Source organism: Xanthomonas hortorum, from assembly GCF_040279205.1.
GTDB lineage: Bacteria > Pseudomonadota > Gammaproteobacteria > Xanthomonadales > Xanthomonadaceae > Xanthomonas > Xanthomonas hortorum_F.
Genome location: NZ_JBEOLS010000073.1, coordinates 1 through 23,234 on the forward strand (window position 1 = coordinate 1; position 23,234 = coordinate 23,234).

A 23,234-nucleotide genomic window follows, 5' to 3' on the forward strand; every position below is an offset into this window, starting at 1 on the left:
CGCAAAAAAGCGTGCCGGCCAGCGGCCGGCACCTACCGATGAACGCGCCTGAAGGAAACCGCTCAAAGGTCGCGGGTTGAGGCCCTGATCAACACAGTTGCTACACGGACGTACTTGCGGCGTGTCCTGCGACGGTGGGCGGGCAAGGGCCCTGCAGCCAGCGCGCAGATCATCTCCTTAGTTCGTTTGTCAGCCGCTCTGAACCTGTGAAACAAATACTGCGCATGATGGCGTGATGTGTGCTGATAGCGCATCGCATAATCGTCGATAAGGCAAGCATGCATGGCATCCGCTACGTGCTGCCGCGCAAATGCATCCATCGCACGCTGTCGGCCGCGCTCGCCAAACATGCATGCATGTGGTGCCACTCAATCTATGCGGGCACAGCATTTACCCACACCCATGCCGAAAGTCATTTGACGCAGCGTTCATTGCCCGGCAAGAATCGGCGATACCGTGCAGATACCCATCTGTGCGTCACCAGACTACCTGCGCGCCGCGCGGGACTATTGGGGAGTTGCCCGTGCAACGACGTGATTTCCTGGCTCTGACCGGGCTAACCATGGGCGGGCTGATCGTGCCCGCCTACTTCGGCAAGGTCATTGCCGCCGAGCAGTTGTTGACGCAACTGGATGTGGGCCGCAAGAAGCGCCTGGCCGATGCCGGCCTCAACGCAGCCCGTCAGGCCGGAGCGAGCTACTGCGATGTGCGCATCGGCCGTTATCTGCGCCAGTTCGTCATCACCCGCGAGGACAAGGTGCAGAACGTGGTCAACACCGAATCCATCGGTGCAGGCATCCGCGTCCTCGTAGCTGGCGCCTGGGGCTTTGCCGCCACCAACGATCTCACCGAACAGGGCGTGGCCAAGGCGGCCGCGCAGGCCGCCGCGATCGCCAAGGCCAATGCCAAGGTGCAGGGCACCCCGGTGCAACTGGCGCCAACGCCCGGCGTGGGCGAGGTGAGCTGGAAGACGCCGATCAAGAAGAACGCGATGGAAGTGCCGATCAAGGACAAGGTCGACCTGCTGCTCGGCGTCAACGCCGCCGCCACCGCGGCCGGCGCCAACTTCGTCAACTCGATGCTGTTCGTGGTCAACGAGCAGAAGTACTTCGCCAGCACCGATGGTTCCTACATCGACCAGGACGTGCACCGCATCTGGGCACCGATGAGCGTGACTGCCATCGACAAGGCCAGCGGCAAGTTCCGCACCCGCGACGGACTCTCCGCACCGATGGGCCTGGGCTACGAATATCTGGATGGCGCAGCATCGGGCAAGTTCGTCTCGCCCAACGGCGTGGTCAATTACGGCCTGTCCTACGACATGAAAGAAGACGCGATTGCTGCGGCCAAACAGGCGCAGGAAAAGCTCAAGGCGCCGTCGGTGAAACCGGGCAAATACGACCTGGTGCTGGACCCCTCGCACACCTGGCTCACCATCCACGAATCGGTCGGCCACCCGCTGGAACTGGACCGCGTGCTCGGCTACGAAGCCAATTTCGCCGGCACCAGCTTCGCCACGCTCGACAAGCTCAAGGCCGGCTTCCAGTACGGCAGCGACAAGGTGCATATCCTGGCCGACAAGATCCAGCCGGGCAGCCTGGGCGCGGTGGGCTACGACGATGAAGGCGTCAAGACCAAGCAGTGGGATCTGATCCGCGACGGCAAGCTGGTGGACTACCAGGCCATCCGCGATCAAGCGCATATCCTTGGCAAGACCGCCTCCGATGGCTGCTGCTACGCCGACTCGTGGTCGAGCGTTCAGTTCCAGCGCATGGCCAATGTGTCGCTGGCCGCCGGCAAGACGCCGCTGAGCGTGAGCGATTTGATCAAGAACGTGGAAAACGGCATCTACATCATCGGCGACGGCTCGTTCTCCATCGACCAGCAGCGCTACAACGCGCAGTTCGGCGGCCAGCTCTTTTACGAAATCAAGAACGGTGCGATCACCCGCATGCTCGAGGATGTGGCCTACCAGATCCGCACGCCGGAATTCTGGAATGCCTGCAGCGCCGTGGCCGATCAACGCGATTACCGCATGGGTGGCTCGTTCTTCGACGGCAAAGGCCAGCCCAGCCAGTCCTCGGCGGTCTCGCACGGCTCGTCCACCGCCCGTTTCGACGGCATCAACGTCATCAACACCGCCCGCTCGCTCGGCTGATCAGGAGAAACCCATATGAGCATCCTTACCGAAGCGCAGGCCAAGGCCATTCTGGACAAGGTCATCAAACTGTCCAAGGCCGATGAGTGCACCGCCACGCTCACCGGCGCGATCGACGGCAATATCCGTTTCGCGCTCAACAACGTGTCCACCAGCGGCATCGTCGACAACACCGACCTGCAGGTGCAGGTGGCGTTCGGCAAGCGCGTGGGCATCGCCACCATCAACGAGTTCGACGACGCCGCGCTGGAACGCGTGGTGCGGCGTGCCGAAGATCTGGCCCGGCTGGCGCCGGAAAACCCGGAGTTCATGCCGGCGGTGGACAAGCAGACCTACAAACCCAGCCCGACCTTCAGCGACTCCACAGCCGCCATCGACCCGGCGTTTCGCGCGCAGGTTGCCGCCGATTCGATCGCCCCGTGCAAGGGCAAAGGGCTGATCGCTGCCGGCTTTCTTGAGGACGGCCAAAGCTTCACCGCATTCGCCAACAGCAAGGGCAATTTCGGCTATCAACGTGGCGCGCGTTTCGACTACACCTGCACTGTGCGTACCGAAGACGGCCGCGGCTCGGGGTGGGTGGGGCGCAACTTGAAGGATGCCGCCGACTTCAAGGCCGAGCAGGACATCCGCATCGCCATGCGCAAGGCCAGCGATTCGGCCGAGGCCAAGGCGCTGGAACCGGGCAAGTACACGGTGATTCTGGAGCCGGCCGCCGCTGCGGGGTTGATCTCGTTCATGATGAATTTCTTCGACGCGCGCCGCGCCGATGAAGGCCGCAGCTTCCTGTCCAAGAAGGGCGGCGGCAACAAGCTTGGCGAGCAGGTCTACGACCCGCGCGTGAACATCACCGCCGACCCGTGGGATGCGCGTGCCGCAGTGTTGCCGTGGGACGAAGAGGGCCTGCCGCGCGAGAAAATGTCGATCGTGGAAAACGGCAAGATCGCCAACCTGCAGTATTCGCGCTACTGGGCGCAGAAGAACGGCAAGCGCGCGATCGGCGAGCCGGGCAATCTGCTGATGGCCGGCGGCGACAAGAACATCGCCGAGCTGGTGCGCGGCACCGAGAAGGGCATCCTGGTCACGCGCACCTGGTACATCCGCATGGTCGACCCGCAGACCGTGCTGCTCACCGGCCTGACCCGCGACGGCACCTTCTACATCGAGAACGGGCAGATCAAGTACCCGGTGAAGAATTTCCGCTTCAATGAATCGCCGGTGATCATGCTCAACAACATCGACGAGTTGGGCAAGCCGGTGCGGGTGGCCGGTGACGAATCCAGCTTCGTGATGATGATCCCGCCGATGCGGCTGCGCGACTTTACGTTTACCTCGTTGTCGGATGCGGTGTGAGTCGGAGCCGGGATTCGGGAGTGGGTATTCGGGAATTGGAGAGCAGAAGCCGCTCTTTGCAGACTGATACCTTGCAGGCGCCTGCGCTTGCGGCTCCCGTTCCCGGTCTCCCGGCTCCCACTTCGCGGCGCCACTTCCTCAGCCTGCTGCTCGGTAGCGCCGCCACCCTGGCGCTACCGCTGCGTGCACGCGCGGTGGGCAACTACGATTTCTGGTTCACCCGGCTGCGTTACGACTCCGGCGATTGGGATGTGGATGCGCGCATGCCGTCCAACCTGATCACCTCGCTGATCGACTACACCCAGCTGCGCGTGGACCCGCAGGAGCACGTGCTGGATCTGGCCGATCCGCGCATGTTGCAGGCACCGTTCTGCTATCTGGCCGGGCACAAGCTGGTGGAATTCAACCCGGCCGAGCGGCGCAACTTCGAGCGCTATGTGCGCAATGGCGGCTTCGTGTTCGTGGACGATTGCAATCACGATATTGATGGCCTGTTCGCCACCTCGTTCGAGGCGCAGATGGCATCGATCTTCGGCAAGACCGCGCTGCAGAAGTTGCCCAAGAGTCATCGCCTCTACAACGCGTTCTTCAAGTTCCCCGATGGCCCGCCGGCTACCAGCTTCGAGCTCAACGGCTGGGGCGACGATCTGGTGCACGACTATCTCAAGGGCATCAGCATCGATGGCCGGCTCGGCGTGTTGTACAGCAACAAGGATTACGGCTGCGAATGGGATTACGACTGGCGCAACAAGCGGTTTCTGGCCGAAGACAACACCAGGTTCGGCGTCAACATCGTGATGTATGCGCTGACCAATTGATCGCCGTGTAGGAGCGCGCTGGCGCGCGATGAAGATTTCCCGGTGAAGCCTCGCGCGCAAGCGCGCTCCTACGCCAGCAGTCACATAACGAGACTTTCCCCATGACTTCCCCCAACGACGACATTCTCGCCAACCAGCTCTCCCAACTCGGCGCGCTGCGCGCGGCCCTGGCCCAGGCGGTGGTGGGCCAGGACGCGGTGGTGGAGCAACTGCTGATCGGCCTGCTCGCCGGCGGCCACTGCCTGCTGGAAGGCGCCCCCGGGCTGGGCAAGACGCTGCTGGTGCGCTCGCTCGGGCAAGCGCTGGAGCTGCAGTTCCGCCGCGTGCAGTTCACCCCCGATCTGATGCCCAGCGATATCCTCGGCACCGAGTTGCTGGAAGAAGATCACGGCACCGGGCATCGGCATTTCCGCTTTCAACAAGGGCCGATCTTTACCAACCTGCTGCTGGCCGACGAGCTCAATCGCACCCCGCCCAAGACCCAGGCCGCATTGCTGGAAGCGATGAGCGAGCGCACCGTCAGTTATGCCGGCACCACCTATGCGCTGCCAGCGCCGTTCTTCGTGCTGGCCACGCAGAACCCGATCGAACAGGCCGGCACCTATCCGCTGCCGGAAGCGCAGCTGGACCGCTTCCTGCTGCATGTGCGCGTCGATTACCCCAGCGAGCAGGAAGAGCGCGACATCCTCACCCAGACCACCGGCACCGCAACTGCGCAGGTGCCGGTGGTGATGGACGCGGACAGCGTGCTGGCGCTGCAGCAACAGGTGCGGCAGGTGCATGTCGGCGCGGATCTGCTGACCTGGATCAATCGCCTTGTGCGCGCCAGCCGGCCCGGCCCGCAGGCCAGCGACGAGGTGCGTCAATGGATCCGATGGGGCGCCGGCCCGCGCGCCGGGCAATCGCTGGTGCTCGCGTCCAAGGCACGAGCGTTACTGCACGGCCGCTTTGCCGCCACCCGCGACGATGTCATTGCGCTCGCAGCGCCAGTGATGCGCCACCGCCTGCTGCTGTCGTTTGCGGCCGAGGCCGAACAACGCAGCGCCGACGATGTGGTCGCCGCGCTGCTGCGCGCCGTGCCGTTCCCGGCGTGAGGCACGTAGCGGCGTGAGCGTGGAATTGCCGGCGTTGATTCCTGCCGAGCTGCGCAGCCGCTTGCGCGGTTTGCAGCTGCATGCGCGCCACGCGCAGGGCGCGCACGGCATCGGCCAGCACGCCAGCCGCAACCGTGGTGCCGGGCTGGAATTTTCGCAATACCGCGCCTACGAACCCGGCGATGCCTTGCGCCAGATCGACTGGAAACTCTACGCACGTTCAGACCGTTTTTTCGTGCGCGAAGCAGAGCGCGAAAGCCCACTCACGCTGTGGCTGTTGCTCGATGCCACCGCCTCCGCTGGCCAGGCCGATCAGGCGCACCCTGCCTACACGCGCTTGCAGGCGATGGCGACCTTGGCCGCATGCGCTGCCGAAGTGGCGCTGCGCCAGGGCGATCAGGTCGGTCTGTTCGCCGTGCATGGCGATGGCCTGGTGGCGGTGCCGGCAGGCGGCGGGCCGCGCCAACGCGACCGCCTCTGGCTGGCCTTGCAGCGTCTGCGCGCCGGCGGGCGTTGGCCCGACATGGACGTGCTGCGCCCGCTGTGGGAACGCATCGCCGCACATGCGCTGGTGCTGTCGATCGGCGATGGCTTCGATGAAGAATTGGTCGGCGCGCTGGAAAAACTTGCCGCCGCACGCCGCGAAGTGATCCAGCTGCAAGTGCTGACCTGCGACGAACGCGATTTCACTTTCAGCGGCGGGCACCGCTTCCGCGATCCGGAAACCGGCGAAGAATTGCTCGGCGATGGCGCCGCGATGCGCGCCGCATATTTGCAGCGTTTCGGCGATGCACAGCGCGCGCGGCAGGCGCGCTGGCAGGCCGCCGGCATTGCGCATGCGCTGCATTATCTGGATGCACCACCCGACGCGGCATTGCGCGATTTGTTTGGACAGGGTGCGCGGCGATGAGCCAATACGCCTGCCTCAGCGAGGTACCGTCATTGCACCTCATCGCGCACGCCGCTGAGGTGGCGCGGCCGTGAACCTGCTCCTGCTCTTCCCCGCCGGCCTGGCCGCGTTGGCCGCACTGCTGCTGCCGCTGCTGATCCACCTGGCACGCCGCAGCGAACACCGGCCCACCGACTTCGCCGCACTGCGCTGGCTGCGTGCGCTGCCGCGCCCACGGCATCGTGTGCGCTTCGACGAATGGCCGCTGCTGCTGGTGCGCCTGCTGTTGCTCGCGGCATTGGCGTTGCTGCTGGCCGAGCCGGCCTTGCGCGACCATCAGGATGCGCGCCCGCGGATTGCAGTGAGTCCTGGCGTGGATGTGGCCGCGGCGCGCACGCTCAGCCACGCAGCGAACGCGCAGTGGGTATGGCTGGCGCCGGGCTTCCCGCCGATCGATGCCGATGCGACCAACCCATACACCGCGACCGCCGGCACCACGCAAGCGGTCAGCAGCCTGCTGCGCGAACTCGATGCCAGCCTGCCGCCGGACACCGCACTCAGCGTGATCGTGCCGAGCCACTGGGGGCCGCTGGATGCGCAGCGCCTGCAGCTGTCGCGCAACGTGCAATGGCAGGTGCTGCCCGGCCAATCGCCGCTCGCCCCTGCCGCAGCTGTCGCACCGCTGCGGATGCAGGCGATCGCCGACGCCCCCGCCGACCCGGCGCTGCGCTATCTGCGCGCCGTCCATGCTGCCTGGGCATTGCCTGGCGCGTTACCAGTCAGCGCGCCCAACACCGCAGTGCCTGCGCGCTGGGCACCCGGTACGGTGGTGGCATGGCTGTCGCAGCGTCCACCGCCGGCGCCGGTCATTGCCTGGGTCGCGGCCGGTGGGCAACTGCTGATCGCTGCGCAAACGCCGGCCCCGCCCGCACTTGCAGGCCCGCTGCAGCCACTGCTGCAAGACGCGCACGGCGCGCCGCTGATCGATGCCATCGCGTTCGGGCGCGGACGTTTGTTGCGCTGGGCCGCGCCGCTGCAGCCGCAGCACATGCCCGCCTTGCTGGATGCCGATTTCTCCACCCGTCTGCACGACGCCTTGCAATCGACGCCCGCACCACAGCGTGCGCTGGCACAGACCCAACAACCACAGCGTGGCCCTGCGGCCATCCGCCTGACCACCGCACCGTGGCCGCTGACGCCATGGCTGATCGGTCTGGTGCTGCTGCTGTTCGCGGCCGAACGCTGGCTGGCCACCTCGCCACGCCGGAGCAACGCGGCATGAGCACGCCGGCGCTGCACCACGCATGGCAGGCCGCGCGACGGCGGCAGGCCGCAGGCGTGCTGCTGTTCGGGCTACCGCTGGCCGTCCTCCCGTCGGTGCTGGCCTGGCGCACCGGCGCGCATGTGGCGATCGTGCCGTTGCTCATTGCGGGTGTGTTGGCACTGGCCGGCGTGGCGATGCTGGCGGCACGCCGGCTGGACCAGACCTGGCTGATCCGCCGGCTGGACCGCGAAGCGGATCTGGAAGACAGCAGCGACCTGCTGTTCGCCTCGACCGCCCAGCTCGGCCCCTTGCAGGCCCTGCAACGGCAGCGTCTGGAACATCGCCTGCACAGCACCCCGCGCGATCTACGCCCAGCCTGGCCGTGGCGGAGTGCCTGGCCGTGGAGCCTGCTCGGCCTGCTGGCCTGCGCCGCACTGCTGCTGTGGCCGCACCGCGCCACCCAGCCCGCGCCAAGCAACGACCGCGTCGCTGCCGCCCGTGCCGGCAACGGCGCTCCCACGCTGCGTCATTCCCGACTACACAGCACCCCGCCCGCTTACACCGGCCTGCCGTCCGCACGCCTGCCCGGCCTGGATGCGCGCGTGCCAACCGGCACCCGGCTGGAGTGGCAGCTGCAGGTCAGCCCCGCCCCGCGCAGCGTGGCGCTGCGGCTCACCGACGGCCGCCTCATCGCGCTGGCCCGGCAAGGCAGCAGCGATCAGTGGCAAGGCCAGTGGATCGCCGAGCGCGCCAGCCTGTACCGCATCCTCATCGACGGTGCGCCGGCAGACCGCCAGCTGCATCGGCTCTACGTACTGCCGGATCGCCCGCCGCAGGTGCGCGTGCTCGCGCCCGAACAGAGCCTGGTGCTGTGGACGCCCACCAATGCCGGCTGGACGCTGCGCTTCGAAGCCAGCGACGACTACGCGGTGGCCGCCACCGCCGAGCTGCGCCTGACCCTGGCCCAGGGCAGCGGCGAGAACATTACCTTCAAGACCCAGCGCCGCACCCTCACCGGCAGCGGCCCGGCCAGGCAACGCAGCTTCTCCACCACGCTGCAGCCGCAGGCCCTGGGCATGGCGACCGGCGACGACCTGATCGCTCAATTGATCGTCCACGACACCCGCCAACCCGGGCCGCAGGAAGGCCGCAGCGCCAGCGTGATCCTGCGCTGGCCGCCGCCCGAACAGACCATGGCCGCCGGCCTGGAAGCCAGCGTCAAACAGACCTTGCCGGCCTACTTCCGCAGCCAGCGCCAGATCATCATCGACGCCGAAGCGCTGCTGAAGGAAAAGCCGCGCCTGGACCCGGATGCCTATCTCAAGCGGTCCGACGCCATCGGCGTGGACCAGCGCCTGTTGCGGCTGCGCTACGGCCAGTTCCTCGGCGAAGAAAGCGAAGGCGCACCCAAGGGCCCGCCGACCGCCGACGACCCGCCCACCAGCGACGCACCGGCCGACGATCTGCCCACCGCCGACATGCCCACTGCGGATGCACCGGCAACGCCTGCGACAGCGGCGCAGGCGCCCGCCCAGGACGAACACGGGCACGACGACCACAAGCACGACGCCGCATCCGAACCTGGCGCCGCCGCGCTGGATGATCACGACCATGACCATGACCATGGCAACAGCAACGGCCGGCCCGAGCGCAGCAGCTTCGGCCAGGCGCAGGATGTGCTCTCCGAATTCGGGCATACCCACGACCACGCCGAAGCCGCCACCTTGCTCGACCCGCAGACGCGCGCGCTGCTGCGCGCCGCGCTGGACCAGATGTGGCAGTCCGAGGGCGCGCTGCGCCAGGGCCAGCCCGGGCGCGCGCTGCCTTACGCCAACAAGGCGCTGGGCTTCATCAAGCAGGTGCAGCAAGCCGAGCGCATCTACCTGGCGCGGGTCGGCACCCAGCTGCCGCCGATCGACCCCAGCCGGCGCCTGAGCGGCGACCGCGCCGGCCTGGGCGATCGTGCCGCCGGGCTGGACACCCGCCCGGATCCCGACCCGTCCGCGCTGCAGCTATGGGATGCGCTGGGCGAACAGACGCCGGTGCCCAACGCCACCCTGGCCCGCTACGCGCAGTGGCTGCAGCACCAGCAAGACCGCCTGCACGATCCACTGAGCCTGGCCGCCGCGGTGGAAACCCTGCGCGCCGAACCGGACTGCTCCAATTGCCGCGCCCAATTGCGTACCCAGGTCTGGCGCACCCTTATCGCACCGCCCGCGCCCGTCCATCGACGCGCCACACCGGACGCGCGCGGCCAACGCTATCTGGATGCACTGCGCCGGGAGCCGCAGCCATGACGCTGTCACTGCCCTGGCTGGTTGTTTCTGCACTATTCGTACTGGTCGTCGTCGGCTGGTTCCGGCTGTTACGCGCGCACGCTCGGCAACCACATTCGCGCGTCCGACTATGGCTATTGCTCGCCGCCCAACCGTTACTCGCGGGTCTGCTGTACCCGGTGCTGCTGCCGCCGCCGCGCGCTGGCAGCACGAGCGAGCTGCACGTCGCCACCGCAGGCACCACGGCAGCTCAGCTCGGCCCGAATGCCGCGCAATGGATCGCCTTGCCCGAAGCACCCGTGCTGCCCGGCGTGGCACGCGTGCCGGATCTGGCCACCGCCCTGCGCCGCGCGCCCGGCACCACCGCAGTGGTCGTGCATGGCACCGGCCTGCCGGCACGCGACCGCGATGCACTTGGCGTACCGCTGCGACTGGCGCTGAACCCGGCACCGCAAGGTTTGGTCGCCGTCTCGACACCGCCACCGGTCGCCCCCGGCGAAACCTTCGCCATCAGCGCCCGCGTCCAGGGCCTGCCGGCAGCACGGGTGGAGCTACTCGACCCCGCCGGCCAGGTGGTCGACACCGCCGTAGCCAACGCAACCGGCCAGGTGCATCTGCGTGGCCTGGCGCGCGCAGCAGGGCAGGTGGTGTTCGCGCTGCGCCTGCGCGATGCCGCAGGCGCCGAACGCAGCCGCGTGCAGGTGCCGGTGCTGATCACCGCAGTGCCGCCCGCGCGTGTGCTGTTGCTGGCCGGCGCGCCGCAGCCGGAACTGAAATACCTGCGCCGCTGGGCCAGAGATGCCGGGCTGGACGTGCGCAGCCAGATCGCGGTCGGCCCCGGCGTGCAACTGGGCGAGAGCGCCGCACTGGACGCCACCAGCCTGGACACACTCGACCTGCTGGTCATCGACCAACGCCGCCTGGCCACGCTGGGCAGCACGCAACGTCAGAGCGTGCGTGCCGCGATCGACCGCGGCCTGGGCGTGCTGGTACGCACCGACGGACCACTGGATGCCGGCACCCGCGCAGCACTCAACGCGCTCGGCTTTGCGACAACCGGCGGAACGACCAGCGCTGCAATCGCCGCCCCGCGATCGCTGTCATCGGCCGCACCGTCCATCGATCCAGCGGCAGCCCCTGCCGACACTGCCGCACTTCCACCGCTGCAACGCCGCGATCTGCAACCGCAAGATGCCGAGGCAGTGATCGCAGCACGCGCCGACGACGGCAGCGCGCTGGGCTGGTGGCACGCACAAGGCCGCGGCCGCATCGGCATCGCCCTGATCGAAGACAGCTTCGCGTTGGTATTGGCCGGCCGCAGCGACCTGCATGCCGCGCTGTGGGCGCAGCTGTTCAGCGCCGTCGCCCGCGCGGGCGGCAGCGCACCCGCCCCGGTGCAAGAAGGCTGGTCGCAACAACGCATGTCACTGTGCGGTCTCGCTGCAGACGCACATGTCACCGGCCCCACCGGTCCAGCCCAACCGTTACTGATCGACCCCACCAGCAGCGCCCAAACCTGCGCCGCCTACTGGCCCACAAGCGCAGGCTGGCATCGCCTGCAAACCGGCAAAGACCAACGCTGGCTTTACGTCCGCGCGCCCGCCGACGCCCCCACCGTGCATACCCAGCAAACCCGCGACGCCACCCTTGCGATGGCCGCCACAGCAACCAACACAAACGCGACCCTCAGCACGCCAATAGCCCAACCCGGCCCCCGGTGGCCGTGGCTACTGGCCTGGCTCTTGCTGGCCACAGCCCTGTGGTGGCTGGAACGACGCAGGCGCTGAGTTGCTGCCGCGCCAACCCGCATCAGCGCATGGGTACGATGCCGCTCTTTAACGACTCGAAATTTTGAGTGCCCTGTCGTGGTTGTACCGAGCGGATGGATCAGGTGTAGAGCGGCTGATCTGCGGTTTGGCTGCAGGGCCCTTGCCCGCCCACCATCGCGGGACACGCTGCAAGTACGTCCTTGTAAGCTCTTACGCGGCATCCATGCCGCGTAAGGTCCCGCGACGGTGGGCGGGCAAGGACCAGTCGGGAATGTCGGTGTGCATGCTTTTCAAAAAAGCAACCGACTTACGCTCGCCGCCACACCCGACAGACATTATTTGCCGGCAACGCAACATCTTCCACCAACCGCAACCCCACCTGCGCGGCCAATGCATCCACCGCCTCTGCATCGCGAATCCCCGAGGCAGCATCGCGCTCGCGCAGCATCGCATCGAATGCGCGATTGCTGTCGCTGGTGAATTGTCCATCGCGGTTGAACGGTCCATACACCACCAGCAGCGCATCCGGCGCCATCACCGCAGGCAATCCCGCAAACAAGGCCTGCACCTGCGGCCAGCCCATGATGTGCAAGGTATTGGCGCTATATACAGCGTCATAGCCGGCAGGCTCGCCTGCCTGCACCGGCGGCAATGGCGGGGCGGGCGCCAGACCAGGCGTCGGCGTCAGCACCGCCTGCAACGGAATCGGTGGCGGCGTATTTGGCAATGCAGCCTCGTCCAGCCACTGCGTCATGCCCGGCAGATGATCGGGATGATCGCTCGCCTGCCAACGCAGCCACGGCATCGCCGCCGCAAAATGCACTGCGTGTTGCCCGGTGCCTGCACCGATCTCCAACACATGACGACGGTCGGCAAAGTGCCGCTGCAATACCGCAAGGATCGGGTCACGGTTGCGCGCGGACGCTGGCGAAAAAGGTTTGCTCATGGACGAGGTCCGACATAGGCGAAAGTGATTGTGACGTGTCGCAGTGACATCGTGCATCTAAAGCTCTGCTGGCAAGCGATCAACGCGCAGATCAGCGGGAGTGACCGAAGGATCAACGCAAGACCTGGAGCGGCCAACAAAACTCCTACGCCCACCGCCAGGTGGACGCAGCCGGCGTTGTGGTTCCCATCAGCACACAGCCAAGTGAGCGCATCGCGCCCTCGACCAACGCCGACCAACGCGGCTTTGAAACATCCAAACGACGCTGAAGCTCGAGCTCTCGGTCGCCTTGAGAGGTAAATCGAACGGCGTGGATGCGTTGGTTGTAGAGCGGCTGATCTGCGGGTTTGCTGCAGGGCCCTTGCCCGCCCACCATCGCAGGACACGCCGCAAGTACGTCCGTGTAGGCTCTTACGCGGCATCCATGCCGCGTCAGGTCCCGCGACGGTGGGCGGGCAAGGACCAGTGGAGATGGTCGGTGTGCGTGGTTGGGAGCAATGCGTGTTGCGCGGCCGGCAGATGAGATGCGGTCTGGATCTCAGCGCGGTGCAGGCAATGCGTCATACGCACGCCGCACAGCCTCTTCTCCAAAGCGCCGCTCCAACCGGCGCACGATGAAATGCCCGCGTGCCATCGCCTGGAAGTGGCGCATGAACACGGTATTGAGCGTTGCGCCACTCACGGCACCCACCAGCGGCACCGCCTGCACCGCGAGTTTTTCGCCCACGTTGACCGAGAACTTGGCCGCAACGCGCGACACCAACGACACCAGCGCCGGCGCGCCCTTGCTGGCGAAACCATGTGCGGCCACGTAATGCGCAGCGGCGCTGAGTTGCTGCGCCATGGCCGCGCGTACGGCGAAATAGCCGGATTCGGCGCCATCGTCGCTGACGCTGCGTCCGCCATGTGCCAGCACTTCCAGACAGGCCAGCGCCGTTTCCGGATCGTGCAGCGATTCGCCTTCAGAGCGTGCGATATCGGCGATGGAGCGCAGCATCACCGTGGTGGTCACCGGCAACTCCACCAATAAACCGGGCAATCCGAAGAACCCGCCTGCGCCGCCCGCGACAGCCACCACCATGGTGTGCCGCGCGGTGGAGGCGGGCCGCTGCGTATCGGCCTGGCCGCGCAAGCTGAGCAATGCCGATTTCATTGCCACCTGCAATGCGCGGCGGGTGACCCCATCGATGCTGCGGGTCAGCATTTTCGGTAGCCGCTTGGTGATCAGACTCTCGATCGGCGCGCCCAGCGCGTTGGCAAGTTGCGCTGCCACACCGGGGTTTTCCAACAGCGCGTGCGCCGTGGCCAGATCGCGTTGCGCGGCAACGTCCATCACTGGTATCGGAAGCGTCGTCATGCCTGTTCTTCGTCGTTAGGGGGTCCGCCCCGATGGTACCTAGCGCCATGTGAGCGTTAGACGAGCGAACTGTGCAGTGCCAAGACAATCCTGCAATTGGTCTGCAAAATGCGCGATCATCGGGATCTACGCTGCGAATGCCCACCCGATGAATCGTGAGATCCGCCACAGCATCGTCATTGCCGCCGCGCCGGAAGTGGTTTCCGCTGCGCTGTCCGAGCCAAGGCAGCTGGCCCGCTGGTGGACGCGCGAGGTGAGCCTGGGCAACGGCAGGGTGCGGCTGGACTGGAGCCGTCAGGGCTGGCGGGTGGAGTTGAGCATCGACGAGGGCGCCGACCATCGCCTGGTGTGCTGGCGTTGCCACGACTCCAACATGCTCGATTCGGATGCATGGAAAGGCACCGTGATGCGCTTCGAGCTGCACTCCACCAGCCAGGGCACGCAGGTGGAGTTCGTCCAGTCCGGTTATCGCGAATCGCCGTGCAAGGAGGCCTGCGCGCGCGGCTGGCGCTTCTTCCTGGGCAGCAGCCTCAAACGCTATGTGGAAACCGGCGAAGGCATGCCCTCGGCCGACATGCTTGCACCCAATCTGCACTGAGCCCGGTGCGCATCACGCGCATGCACGCTGCGCCGAGCCCGCTTACGCTGTGCGTGGCTGGCCCATGGAGGGCGCGGGGCGCAGTGGCAGCTGCGCATCTACGGTCACCGGGCTATCGGCCTGCAACAGCGCGCGTGCTTCGGCATCGGTGGCCACGGCCGGCGGTGAGCCACGTAACGGCAAGCCGGCGGTTTCGCGTACGAACAGCATGGTCACTAACCCGATCGCGGCCGCGCCCATCAGGTAGTACGCCGGCACCAGCGGGTCGCCGGTGCGCTCCACCAGCCAGGCAGTGACCAATGGCGTGGTGCCGCCAAACAAGGACACCGAGACGTTGAAGCCGATCGACAGCGCGCTGTAGCGCACCGGTGTGTAGAACAGCGCCGGCAACGTGGAGGGCATCGAACTGGTGAAGCACACCAGCGCCAGGCCGAGCAGCATCAACCCGGCGAAGATCAGCCCGTCGTGGCCGCTGCCGATCAGCAGCAGGCACGGGATCGCCAACACGAACAGGGCAATGCAGGCACCGATGATCATCGGGCGACGGCCGAGCTTGTCGCTGAACAGGCCGCCGACGATGTTGAGCGGCATCATCACCAGCATCACCAGGATGATCAGCAACAGGCCCTTGCTCTCGGCATAGCCCATGGTGACGCTGAGGTAGCTGGGCATGTAGGTCAGCAGCATGTAGTCGGTGACGTTGAACACCAGCACCAGCCCAACGCACTTGAGCAACTGCGGCCAATGCAGACGCAGCAGCGTGAGCAGGCCCTGCCCTGCGGTTTGCCGTTCGCGCTGCTCCGATTGCGCGGTATAGGCACGAAACGCCGGGGTTTCTTCCAGTTTCATACGCATGTACAGGCCCAGCAACCCCAACGGGCCGGCGACCAGAAACGGGATGCGCCAGCCCCAATCGAGCATCTGTGTCTGGCTCAAGGCCATGTGCAATGCGGTCACCGTGGCTGCACCGGCGATGTAACCGCCCAGCGTGCCGAATTCCAGCCAGCTGCCCATCAGGCCGCGATTGCGGTCGGTGGCGTATTCGGCGATGAAGGTCGCTGCCCCGCCGTATTCGCCGCCGGTGGAAAAGCCTTGCAGCAGCCGCGCCAACAGCAGCAACACCGGCGCCCACACGCCAATGGTTGCATGGGACGGAATCAGGCCGATGCTGAAGGTGCCCAGCGCCATCAGGATCATGGTGGCCGCCAGCACTTTCTGCCGCCCATAGCGGTCGCCGAGCGGTCCGAACACCATCCCGCCGATCGGCCGCACCAAAAACGCGACGGTGAACGTGGCAAAGGTCGCAATCAACTGCGCGGTGGGATTACTCGCGGGGAAGAACACCTGCCCCAGCGTCACCGCCAGATAGCCGTACACGCCGAAGTCGAACCACTCCATCGCATTGCCCAGTGCGGCCGCACCTACGGCCTTGCGCAGCATCGGGCGGTCGACCACGGTGACTTCGTCCAGTTGCAGTTGGCGGCGGCGCTTGAACCAACCGAAGTGCGAGGCAATCGCGCGCGTGTCGTGCATATGTTTGGTCTCCATGTGCGGCCATCGCTGCCCACTCGCCCTGGCAACGCACAGGACACAGCACATCGCGCGCGCATGGCAAACGCACATGCAGGGATGACACCGGAGGCATTCCCGGACGGCCGCGAACACTCAGCGACGCTGCGGGACAGACGACCAAGGGGTGGGCAAGTGCCCAGGGGCTTGATCAGCCGCACATGTTACTACAGCGTGCAGATCGCTGCAGGCGCGAGGGCGCAGCTTTGCGAAAACGCCGTGTTTTCAAGGCGTTTCAACGCATACAGCAACGGCCGCGCCCACCTTGCGGTGAGCGCAATAGTCTTGTTAGCCGCTCTACAGCGCGGGCTCACCCAGCACTGCCAACAACGGCTGCAGATCCTCGCGCGTCTGCGGGCGCACGGCGCGCGCGACTTCTTCGCCATCGCGCAGCAGGATGATGGTTGGCCATAACTTCACGCGGAAAGAGCGGCCAAGCGGCCGCCCTTTTCCATCTTCGAACTTGCGGTAATCCACCGCCTCGAAACCACCCAGCAGTTTTTGCAACAGCGGCTGGGCGGCCATGCAGTGACCGCACCAATCGGTGCCGAACTCCAGCACCTGCAGCCCGGCCTGTGCATCCACCTCGCTGCGCTCAGGTGCCTGCGTGGCGTACTCGCGAACAAACCCCATCGCGCGCGTGCTCCGCTATCAGGACAGCGCGCGCTGGATGTCTTCCAGCGGCAGATTGGTGAGGTCTTTGGCCAGATCACCCACCAGGCGCTGCTGTGTTTCCTTGTGCAGCAAGGGGCGTACGCGGCCCAGCGTGGTCGGGTCGGCCACCAACACCAGATGCGTGTATTCGTGCTTCAGCGCGCCATCGTTCAAGGCATGCGACAACTGCTTGGCGAAAGTCATTTCGTCCAGATCCGCGTTGCTCAGATCCTGCGGCGCCTTGCCGGCCGGGCCGTCATCATCGACGTTCTGCACATCGGTGCGCGCGTGCTGACGCAGCACCACCTTGGATTCGTTGCCGGTGTTGGTGAACCAACGCGCTTCGCCGCCATCGGCCACAACCACCAATGCACCCTGAGGAATTTGCAGACTCATCCGACTCTCCTGATCAATGTCGGCACTGCAAGTGCAGCACCGGTCCGTCTCAAGCTAGGCGAGAAGATGTAAGCGCGGTGCCTAGTCGACGTCAGCGTGGCGTTAGTGTGGCGCGGCCAATGCCGGTAGTGGCAGGCCCAGATGCTTGCTGAAGAAGCGTGCAGTGACCCGCAACGCCTGCTGGCTTTCCGGCAGTGTCTCGGTGAGGTGGAAACCGTGGCCCAGCCCGTCCCAGACGTGCAAGTCCGATTCGCGACCCAGATCCACCAGGCGCGCATGTGTATAGGCCGTGGCGCTCAACTCGGCCGCACGCGTGGCGGTGAGAAACAAGGTCGGCGGAAACTGGCGCAGCACCGCGTCGGAGAACACCGGCGACACCAGCGGGTCATGGAAGTCCACGTTCTCGCCGTAATACAGGTCTTCCATGATCGGCAGCGCCCCGGCCTTGTCCGGCAGCAAGGCATCGTTCACCGCAGCGACCACCACACGCGAATCGCCGCGATAACGCGCATCGCCAGCGGCGCAGAACATGCCTGCCGCCGCCGGCATCGGCAGGCGCTCCTTGGCAAACCATGCCAGCGACTCACCGGTGAGCACACCGCCGGCCGAGCAGCCGAAGATGCCGATACGCTCCGGTGCGTAGGTCTTGAGCGCGGCGCGATAGACCGCCGCCACATCTTCGCTGGCGGCCGGGAAGCGATGCTCCGGGCCCATTCGGTAGTCCACCGCAACCACGCTCATGCCGGTCATCGCCGCGATCGGGATGGCTTCCATCAGGCCGAACGAGGCAGCGCTACCCATCACGAATCCGCCGCCATGCAGCTCGATCAGCAAACGCTTTGCCTGTTCGGGTGTGCGCGTGCGTGGCTCCACCCGCAACACCGGCACGCCGTTCCAGGTCTCGGGCGTGATCTCCACCGCGTAGCGTGTGCGCAGCTGCGCGATCACGCCTTCGGCCCAACGTTCGGTGTCGGCGCGGATGCTGGGCAATTGCTTCAGTAGCGTGGCGTTGTCGGCCTTGGCCAACGGATCGACGCGCGCGACTTCTGCAGCCACATGCGCACGTGCCGCCGGGCTCAGATATTCAGAGACCGGCAGCGCGAATGCACTCACATGCCGGATGCCGTCCTGTGCGGTTGCAGCAGCGGGTTGTGCCGTCTCTGCCGCTGCCGCGTATGCAGTGCCTACGCTGCCGATCAGCAGCAAAACAACCGTTCGTGTCCACCAATGGTGTGCCATGCGTTGCCCTCCCAGGCAGTCAGCCGGCGAGGATAACGCCAGACAGCTGCGATGACGTGCCGCGCTTAGTCTGTAGAGGCCGGCAGGCCTTGCGCGTGCAGATGCTGCAATGCCTGCACCGTGGAGGTGGTTAGCGGCGATGGCAGTGCGTCCAGCGCGAACCAGCCGATAGCGAGGATTGCCTCGGGCTCGCGCCGCACGGCGTGTTCGCTGCCTTGGATGGCGGCCAGATACACCGGCGCGACCCAATGCTCCGGTGGCGTCAGATCCGGCTCGAAGTAGCTGACGATGCACAGCACGCGTTGCAGCTGCACATGCAGGCCGGTTTCTTCCAGCACTTCGCGCACCACGGCGGTTTCGACGGTTTCCATCCAGTCCACCTTGCCACCTGGCAAGCCCCAATGGCCTTGCTCGGGCGCACGCCCGCGTTGCACCAGCAGCAGATGGCCATCGGCACGGCGGATGAAGGCGCCACATCCAACGCGTGGACGCAAATCAGGGGAGGTGGTCATCGGCATCTCGCACACACAGGGGCCGCATAGTGTCCCAGATGCGATCGATGCGGTCATTGCGCCAAGCGCGTTCTGAGCCGGTGTATTGGCTGCGCCGATATCTTGCACATAGCGGGCGACGTGGGTTCGATGCAATGAAGACAAACGCTGAGAATAAGAAGCTGATCGCCGCTGCGATAACACCGCCTTAGCACCGCATTGGCGAGGATGTTGGCATTCCGCGCCCTTGCGGCGCGCAGTGGTGGAGTGGTGGATGTCTCGTATCGTGTTGATCGGCGGCCATGGCAAGGTCGCGCGTTTGCTTACTCCGCTATTGGTGCGCGGTGGGCATCAAGTGACTGCGTTGTTCCGCAATCCCGAGCACACCGACGATGTGATTGCCGATGGCGCCACGCCGTTGCTGTTCGACATCGAACACGCCGATACCGATGCGATTGCCACTGCGTTCTCCGCCCACGATGCGGTGGTGTGGTCGGCCGGCGCCGGCGGTGGCGATGCGGCGCGCACCTATGCGGTGGATCGCGATGCGGCAATCCGTTCGATGCATGCCGCCGAACAGGCGCGCGTACGCCGTTACGTGATGGTGTCCTATCTCGGTGCCGGGCTGGAACACGGCATCGGGCCGGACGATGGCTTCTTCGCCTATGCGCAGGCCAAGGCCGCGGCCGATGCGCATCTGCGCGATACCACGCTGGACTGGACCGTACTGGGGCCGGGTCGGCTGACCCAGGATGCGCCAACCGGCCGCATCACCCGCGACCCGGGCGGCGATGCCGACGGTGGCGTCTCGCGCGGCAACGTGGCGCAGGTGATCGCGGCGGCATTGGCAACGCCGGCCACCATCGGCAAGAGCGTGGGCTTCATCGACGGGCAGACGCCGATCCAGCAGGCATTGGCGCAGCTGGAATGAACGCCAGACCTATCGCAACACGCCACAGGCGTGTGATCCGGGCCGGCCTAACGTTTTCCTAAACCAGGGCTGGGCATAGTCGCGAGCGCATCTCACTGTGGAGACCGCTTATGTCTGCGTCCGTCGCCCCGCGCCGTGCCGGCATTCTGCCGCCGTATCTGCTGGACCATGTGGCGCAGGCGGCGCCCGAGCATGCACGTCACTGCGCGCAGCTGTCCCGCCACATCACCGCGTTCCTGCGGCAGCAGCGTGCGCGTGGCCTGCTCGCACGTGCAGAGGCGCTCGCCGCAGATGCCGCACCGGCCACGCACGCGGTGCGGCGGCGTATTTACGATGCGCAACACGGCACCGCATTACCCGGCACCCTGGTGCGCGACGAAGGCGCTGCAGCCACCGACGATGTGGCAGTGACCGAGGCGTATGACTATCTCGGTGCCACACATGATTTCTTCCAGACGGTGTACGGGCGCAACTCGATCGATGGCGCGGGCATGCCGTTGATCGGCAGCGTGCATTACGAGCGCGGCTACGACAACGCCTTCTGGGATGGCGAGCAGATGGTGTTCGGCGATGGCGACGGCGAGGTCTTCAACCGCTTCACCATCGCCATCGATGTCGTCGGCCATGAGCTCACGCACGGCGTCACCGAGCGCAGCGCCAACCTGATTTATCAGGGGCAATCGGGTGCATTGAACGAATCGGTCTCGGATGTGTTCGGGGTGCTGATCAAGCAGTACACATTGCGCCAGAGCGCAAGCGAGGCCGACTGGATCATCGGCGCAGGTTTGTTGATGCCCGGCATCAACGGTGTGGGCCTGCGCTCGATGCAGGCGCCCGGCACCGCGTACGATGACCCTGCACTGGGCAAAGATCCGCAACCGGCCACCATGGCCGGCTACGTCAACACGCAAGAGGACGATGGCGGCGTGCATTACAACTCCGGCATTCCCAATCACGCGTTCTATCGCGCTGCGGTGGCGATCGGTGGCGCGGCGTGGGAGACAACCGGCCGCATCTGGTACCGCACGCTCACCGGTGGCGAACTGGCTGCGGGTGCGGACTTCGCCACCTTTGCCGCGCTCACTGTCAGCGTCGCCAGCGCCGATTACGGCGCCACCAGTGTGGAGACACGCGCCGTGCAACAGGCCTGGCGCGACGTGGGCGTGCTGGCATGAGTCCACAGTTGCCGCCGGTGGATCTGGGCGTAACCCTGCGGCTTGCACGCGAGGGCGGCGTGGCCGCGTTCCCGGCCATGCGCCGCGAGCGGCAACTGGTGATGGATGAACTTGACGATGCGCAGCGCCTGCACCTGCGCACCTTGCTGGACCAATGCCTGGTGCATGCACTGCCGCGCCCGCAGGCCGGTGGCGGCGACCGACGCTATTTCAGCATCGCCTGGGACGGTGCCAGCGAGCCGCTGCGCATTCCCGAAGAACATGCCCCGGCCGAAATCGTGCGGCTGTGGAAGCAGGGCACGCTGTAGCGCGGTTGTGCCGCGGTGACGGTGCCCGCTAACCAGCGCGCGCGCCCATCACCACACACAAACGAAGACACCGCGCAGTGCGCGGTGTCTGTCGTAAAAGATGGTCCAACTGCGGATGCCTGCACCCTTTAAGCTGCCTAGATGCTCTAGGGCTGCACAGCTGGTGACGCATAGTGGTCCCCACTGCGTTAGCGTGACGTGCAGCGCAGCGGTCAATCTGAAGACACGCAACGCACTGCTGCACTGCGGCAGCTCTTCGCGCCCACATTGCCGCCGCGACCGGCTTCGCGGATAGTCGCAGCACTGCTCAGACAAATTCCCATGACGCCCGTGATTGTGTTGCTGCTTGCTGCCGGACTCCTTGCCGGCTTGGTACTCGCCGGTGTCATCGCCTGGCTGCTGCTGCGCCATCGTGCCCAAACGATCAGCGCAGCTGCCGCGCCCAACACGGCTATCGCGTCCAGTGCGCAAGCCGCGCCAACGGTCACGCCGGAACTGGCGCCTGTGCACGAGCAGGCCCCAGCGCACACGCAGGCGCACACCGCTCCTGCACCGCAGCCATTGCCGTCCGGGCCGCCACCGATGCGCCCGTTGCTGCGGCGCATGTACGCCGCGGTGATGTCCAACCCGTCGCTGGCCGATGGCAGCCTGCCGGTCGATCCAACGCAGGCCGATGTGCTGGCGGCGGTGGCCAGCGCACTCGAACACGTCGACCTGCGGCCGCAGTTATTGCCGCGCCGCCCGCAGCTGTTGCCGCAGCTGATGCGTGCGGTCAACGACCCGGATGCCTCCGGCCGCGGCATCGCCGCGATCATCGCCCAGGACCCGGCGCTGGCCGCCAACCTGTTGCGCATCGCCAACAGCGCCCTGTACCGCCCGCAAGGCGGCCCGCTGGAAAGCCTGGAACGGGCGGTGGTGCATATCGGGACCGAGGGTGTGCGCCAGATCGTCGCCGCAGCGGTCATGCAGCCAGTGCTGAGCTTGGATGGCGGCCTGTACTCGCGCCTGCCGGCGGCGGTGTGGGATTACGCCCTGCGCACCGCCACCGCTGCGGCCGCCTACATGCGCGAGCGCAGCGGCGACACCTTGTCGGCGCAGCTGGCCGGCCTGCTGCAGGGCCTGGGCGCGGTGGTGATCCTGCGTGTGTTGCGCGACACCTACGCCGAACGCCCGTCGCTGCCCTACAGCCTGGAAGTGGCCGCCGCCCTGGTCGAACGCCACACCGCCACGGTGGCCAAGACCATCGCCACCGCCTGGGAGCTGCCTGCCTCGCTGAGCACCGCGCTGGACGAACAGCGCCCCGAACACGACACCACCCTGCTGGCCACCTCGCTCGGCATGGCGCTGCGTTACGGCCGGCTGGCCGCCGCGCTGGCCATGCTTGCTCGCCACGGCGCCGAGCATCAAGACCATGCGCTGAGCGTGCTGGCCACCTTGGAACCGGACAACGAGGCCAACGCCGCGCTGTGGCAGCGGCTGGTAGCGTCCAGCGTGGAGTGATGGCCGGCCGGGTGACGCAACACGTCTGAAACACGCGTACAGCGCAGCGATCGATGCACGCTTCTGCGCAGGTATCGCGAAGGGACTATCAGCGTGCATGCGGATCGATAGCGTCCATGCAAGCGCCCTCGGTGAACGAAGCAGTCGCGTAAAACTGGCAGGCGTCATGTGCGGGCTCGGCTTGTGCGCGGCGCCGCATCCGGTGTCGGGACACGCCGTGAATCCGTCCGTGGAGACTCAGTGGCGGCATCCATGCCGCCACATGGTCCCGCCCCCGGATACGACACCGCGCTCCCACCTTTCGCAACTGCGGATCTGCAGGCAATACCGTCGCTCTTTCTACAGCCACCGACAACATCCGAAGGCGCTTGCACGCGTACCGGCGTGGGACCTTACGCGGCATGGATGCCGCGTAAGAGCCTACACGGACGTACTTGCGGCGTGTCCCACGC

General features: G+C 66.3%; 20 protein-coding genes. 13 read left to right on the forward strand and 7 right to left on the reverse strand.

Annotated features, from left to right (window positions below; all coding sequences use genetic code 11):
- Window positions 1-523 precede the first annotated feature (523 nt).
- The 8 genes from ABS769_RS20120 (at window position 524) to ABS769_RS20155 (ending at window position 11,636) form a co-directional block, all read left to right on the forward strand.
- Window positions 524-2,158, forward strand: coding sequence for a TldD/PmbA family protein (locus ABS769_RS20120; RefSeq protein WP_317063139.1), 1,635 nt, complete (start codon window positions 524-526; stop codon window positions 2,156-2,158).
- A 15-nt stretch (window positions 2,159-2,173) separates the two neighbouring features.
- The gene (locus tag ABS769_RS20125) at window positions 2,174-3,508 is read left to right on the forward strand and encodes a TldD/PmbA family protein (RefSeq protein ID WP_350498259.1); all 1,335 of its coding nucleotides are present in this window, start codon (window positions 2,174-2,176) and stop codon (window positions 3,506-3,508) included.
- Between the two features lie 71 nt (window positions 3,509-3,579).
- Complete coding sequence (locus ABS769_RS20130) at window positions 3,580-4,326, forward strand: DUF4159 domain-containing protein (RefSeq protein WP_434801691.1); 747 nt, start codon at window positions 3,580-3,582, stop codon at window positions 4,324-4,326.
- Window positions 4,327-4,427: 101 nt separating this feature from the next.
- Window positions 4,428-5,420 (forward strand): AAA family ATPase, encoded by a 993-nt coding sequence (locus ABS769_RS20135; protein ID WP_317063142.1) that lies wholly within the window; start codon window positions 4,428-4,430, stop codon window positions 5,418-5,420.
- 13 nt (window positions 5,421-5,433) lie between these two features.
- Complete coding sequence (locus tag ABS769_RS20140; RefSeq protein ID WP_350498261.1) at window positions 5,434-6,330, forward strand: DUF58 domain-containing protein; 897 nt, start codon at window positions 5,434-5,436, stop codon at window positions 6,328-6,330.
- 70 nt (window positions 6,331-6,400) lie between these two features.
- Entirely contained in the window at window positions 6,401-7,591 is a 1,191-nt protein-coding gene (locus ABS769_RS20145; RefSeq protein ID WP_350498262.1) for a BatA domain-containing protein, read from the forward strand.
- Complete coding sequence (locus ABS769_RS20150; protein WP_350498263.1) at window positions 7,588-9,870, forward strand: hypothetical protein; 2,283 nt, start codon at window positions 7,588-7,590, stop codon at window positions 9,868-9,870. Before ABS769_RS20145 ends, ABS769_RS20150 begins: the two co-directional genes overlap by 4 nt.
- Complete coding sequence (locus ABS769_RS20155; protein ID WP_350498264.1) at window positions 9,867-11,636, forward strand: carboxypeptidase regulatory-like domain-containing protein; 1,770 nt, start codon at window positions 9,867-9,869, stop codon at window positions 11,634-11,636. Before ABS769_RS20150 ends, ABS769_RS20155 begins: the two co-directional genes overlap by 4 nt.
- 289 nt (window positions 11,637-11,925) lie before the next feature.
- Here the strand turns inward: ABS769_RS20155 and ABS769_RS20160 are convergent, their stop codons facing one another.
- Both ABS769_RS20160 and ABS769_RS20165 read right to left on the reverse strand, forming a co-directional pair.
- A complete protein-coding gene (locus ABS769_RS20160) occupies window positions 11,926-12,564 on the reverse strand; it encodes a DUF938 domain-containing protein (protein WP_350498265.1) in 639 nt (212 codons plus the stop codon).
- Window positions 12,565-13,102: 538 nt separating this feature from the next.
- Window positions 13,103-13,897, reverse strand: a complete 795-nt coding sequence (locus tag ABS769_RS20165; RefSeq protein WP_168959231.1) for an EcsC family protein — start codon at window positions 13,895-13,897, stop codon at window positions 13,103-13,105.
- Between the two features lie 172 nt (window positions 13,898-14,069).
- On the opposite strand from ABS769_RS20165, the gene ABS769_RS20170 reads away from it, so the two are divergent.
- Window positions 14,070-14,519 (forward strand): SRPBCC family protein, encoded by a 450-nt coding sequence (locus ABS769_RS20170; protein WP_006453265.1) that lies wholly within the window; start codon window positions 14,070-14,072, stop codon window positions 14,517-14,519.
- Window positions 14,520-14,561: 42 nt separating this feature from the next.
- Here ABS769_RS20170 and proP read toward each other — a convergent pair whose 3' ends face one another.
- The 5 genes from proP to ABS769_RS20195 form a co-directional block, all read right to left on the reverse strand.
- Window positions 14,562-16,052 carry a glycine betaine/L-proline transporter ProP gene (gene proP / locus ABS769_RS20175; RefSeq protein ID WP_317063218.1) on the reverse strand — a complete coding sequence of 497 codons (1,491 nt, stop codon included), beginning with the start codon at window positions 16,050-16,052 and terminating at the stop codon, window positions 14,562-14,564.
- Window positions 16,053-16,385: 333 nt separating this feature from the next.
- The gene (locus ABS769_RS20180) at window positions 16,386-16,721 is read right to left on the reverse strand and encodes a thioredoxin family protein (protein WP_317063211.1); all 336 of its coding nucleotides are present in this window, start codon (window positions 16,719-16,721) and stop codon (window positions 16,386-16,388) included.
- Between the two features lie 18 nt (window positions 16,722-16,739).
- Window positions 16,740-17,138, reverse strand: a complete 399-nt coding sequence (locus ABS769_RS20185) for a host attachment family protein (protein WP_317063212.1) — start codon at window positions 17,136-17,138, stop codon at window positions 16,740-16,742.
- Window positions 17,139-17,240: 102 nt separating this feature from the next.
- The gene (locus tag ABS769_RS20190; RefSeq protein WP_317063213.1) at window positions 17,241-18,377 is read right to left on the reverse strand and encodes an alpha/beta hydrolase; all 1,137 of its coding nucleotides are present in this window, start codon (window positions 18,375-18,377) and stop codon (window positions 17,241-17,243) included.
- Between the two features lie 65 nt (window positions 18,378-18,442).
- Window positions 18,443-18,889: an NUDIX hydrolase gene (locus ABS769_RS20195; protein ID WP_430544194.1), complete on the reverse strand. Its 447-nt coding sequence runs from the start codon at window positions 18,887-18,889 to the stop codon at window positions 18,443-18,445.
- Between the two features lie 253 nt (window positions 18,890-19,142).
- Here ABS769_RS20195 and ABS769_RS20200 point away from each other — a divergent pair, with 253 nt between their 5' ends.
- The 4 genes from ABS769_RS20200 (at window position 19,143) to ABS769_RS20215 (ending at window position 22,782) form a co-directional block, all read left to right on the forward strand.
- Window positions 19,143-19,799 (forward strand): SDR family oxidoreductase, encoded by a 657-nt coding sequence (locus ABS769_RS20200; protein WP_317063215.1) that lies wholly within the window; start codon window positions 19,143-19,145, stop codon window positions 19,797-19,799.
- Window positions 19,800-19,909: 110 nt separating this feature from the next.
- Window positions 19,910-20,974, forward strand: a complete 1,065-nt coding sequence (locus ABS769_RS20205; protein ID WP_317063216.1) for a M4 family metallopeptidase — start codon at window positions 19,910-19,912, stop codon at window positions 20,972-20,974.
- Window positions 20,971-21,282 (forward strand): protealysin inhibitor emfourin, encoded by a 312-nt coding sequence (locus ABS769_RS20210; RefSeq protein WP_205393146.1) that lies wholly within the window; start codon window positions 20,971-20,973, stop codon window positions 21,280-21,282. The genes ABS769_RS20205 and ABS769_RS20210 overlap by 4 nt, the downstream gene beginning before the upstream one ends.
- 321 nt (window positions 21,283-21,603) lie before the next feature.
- Complete coding sequence (locus ABS769_RS20215; protein ID WP_317063217.1) at window positions 21,604-22,782, forward strand: HDOD domain-containing protein; 1,179 nt, start codon at window positions 21,604-21,606, stop codon at window positions 22,780-22,782.
- Window positions 22,783-23,234 lie beyond the last annotated feature (452 nt).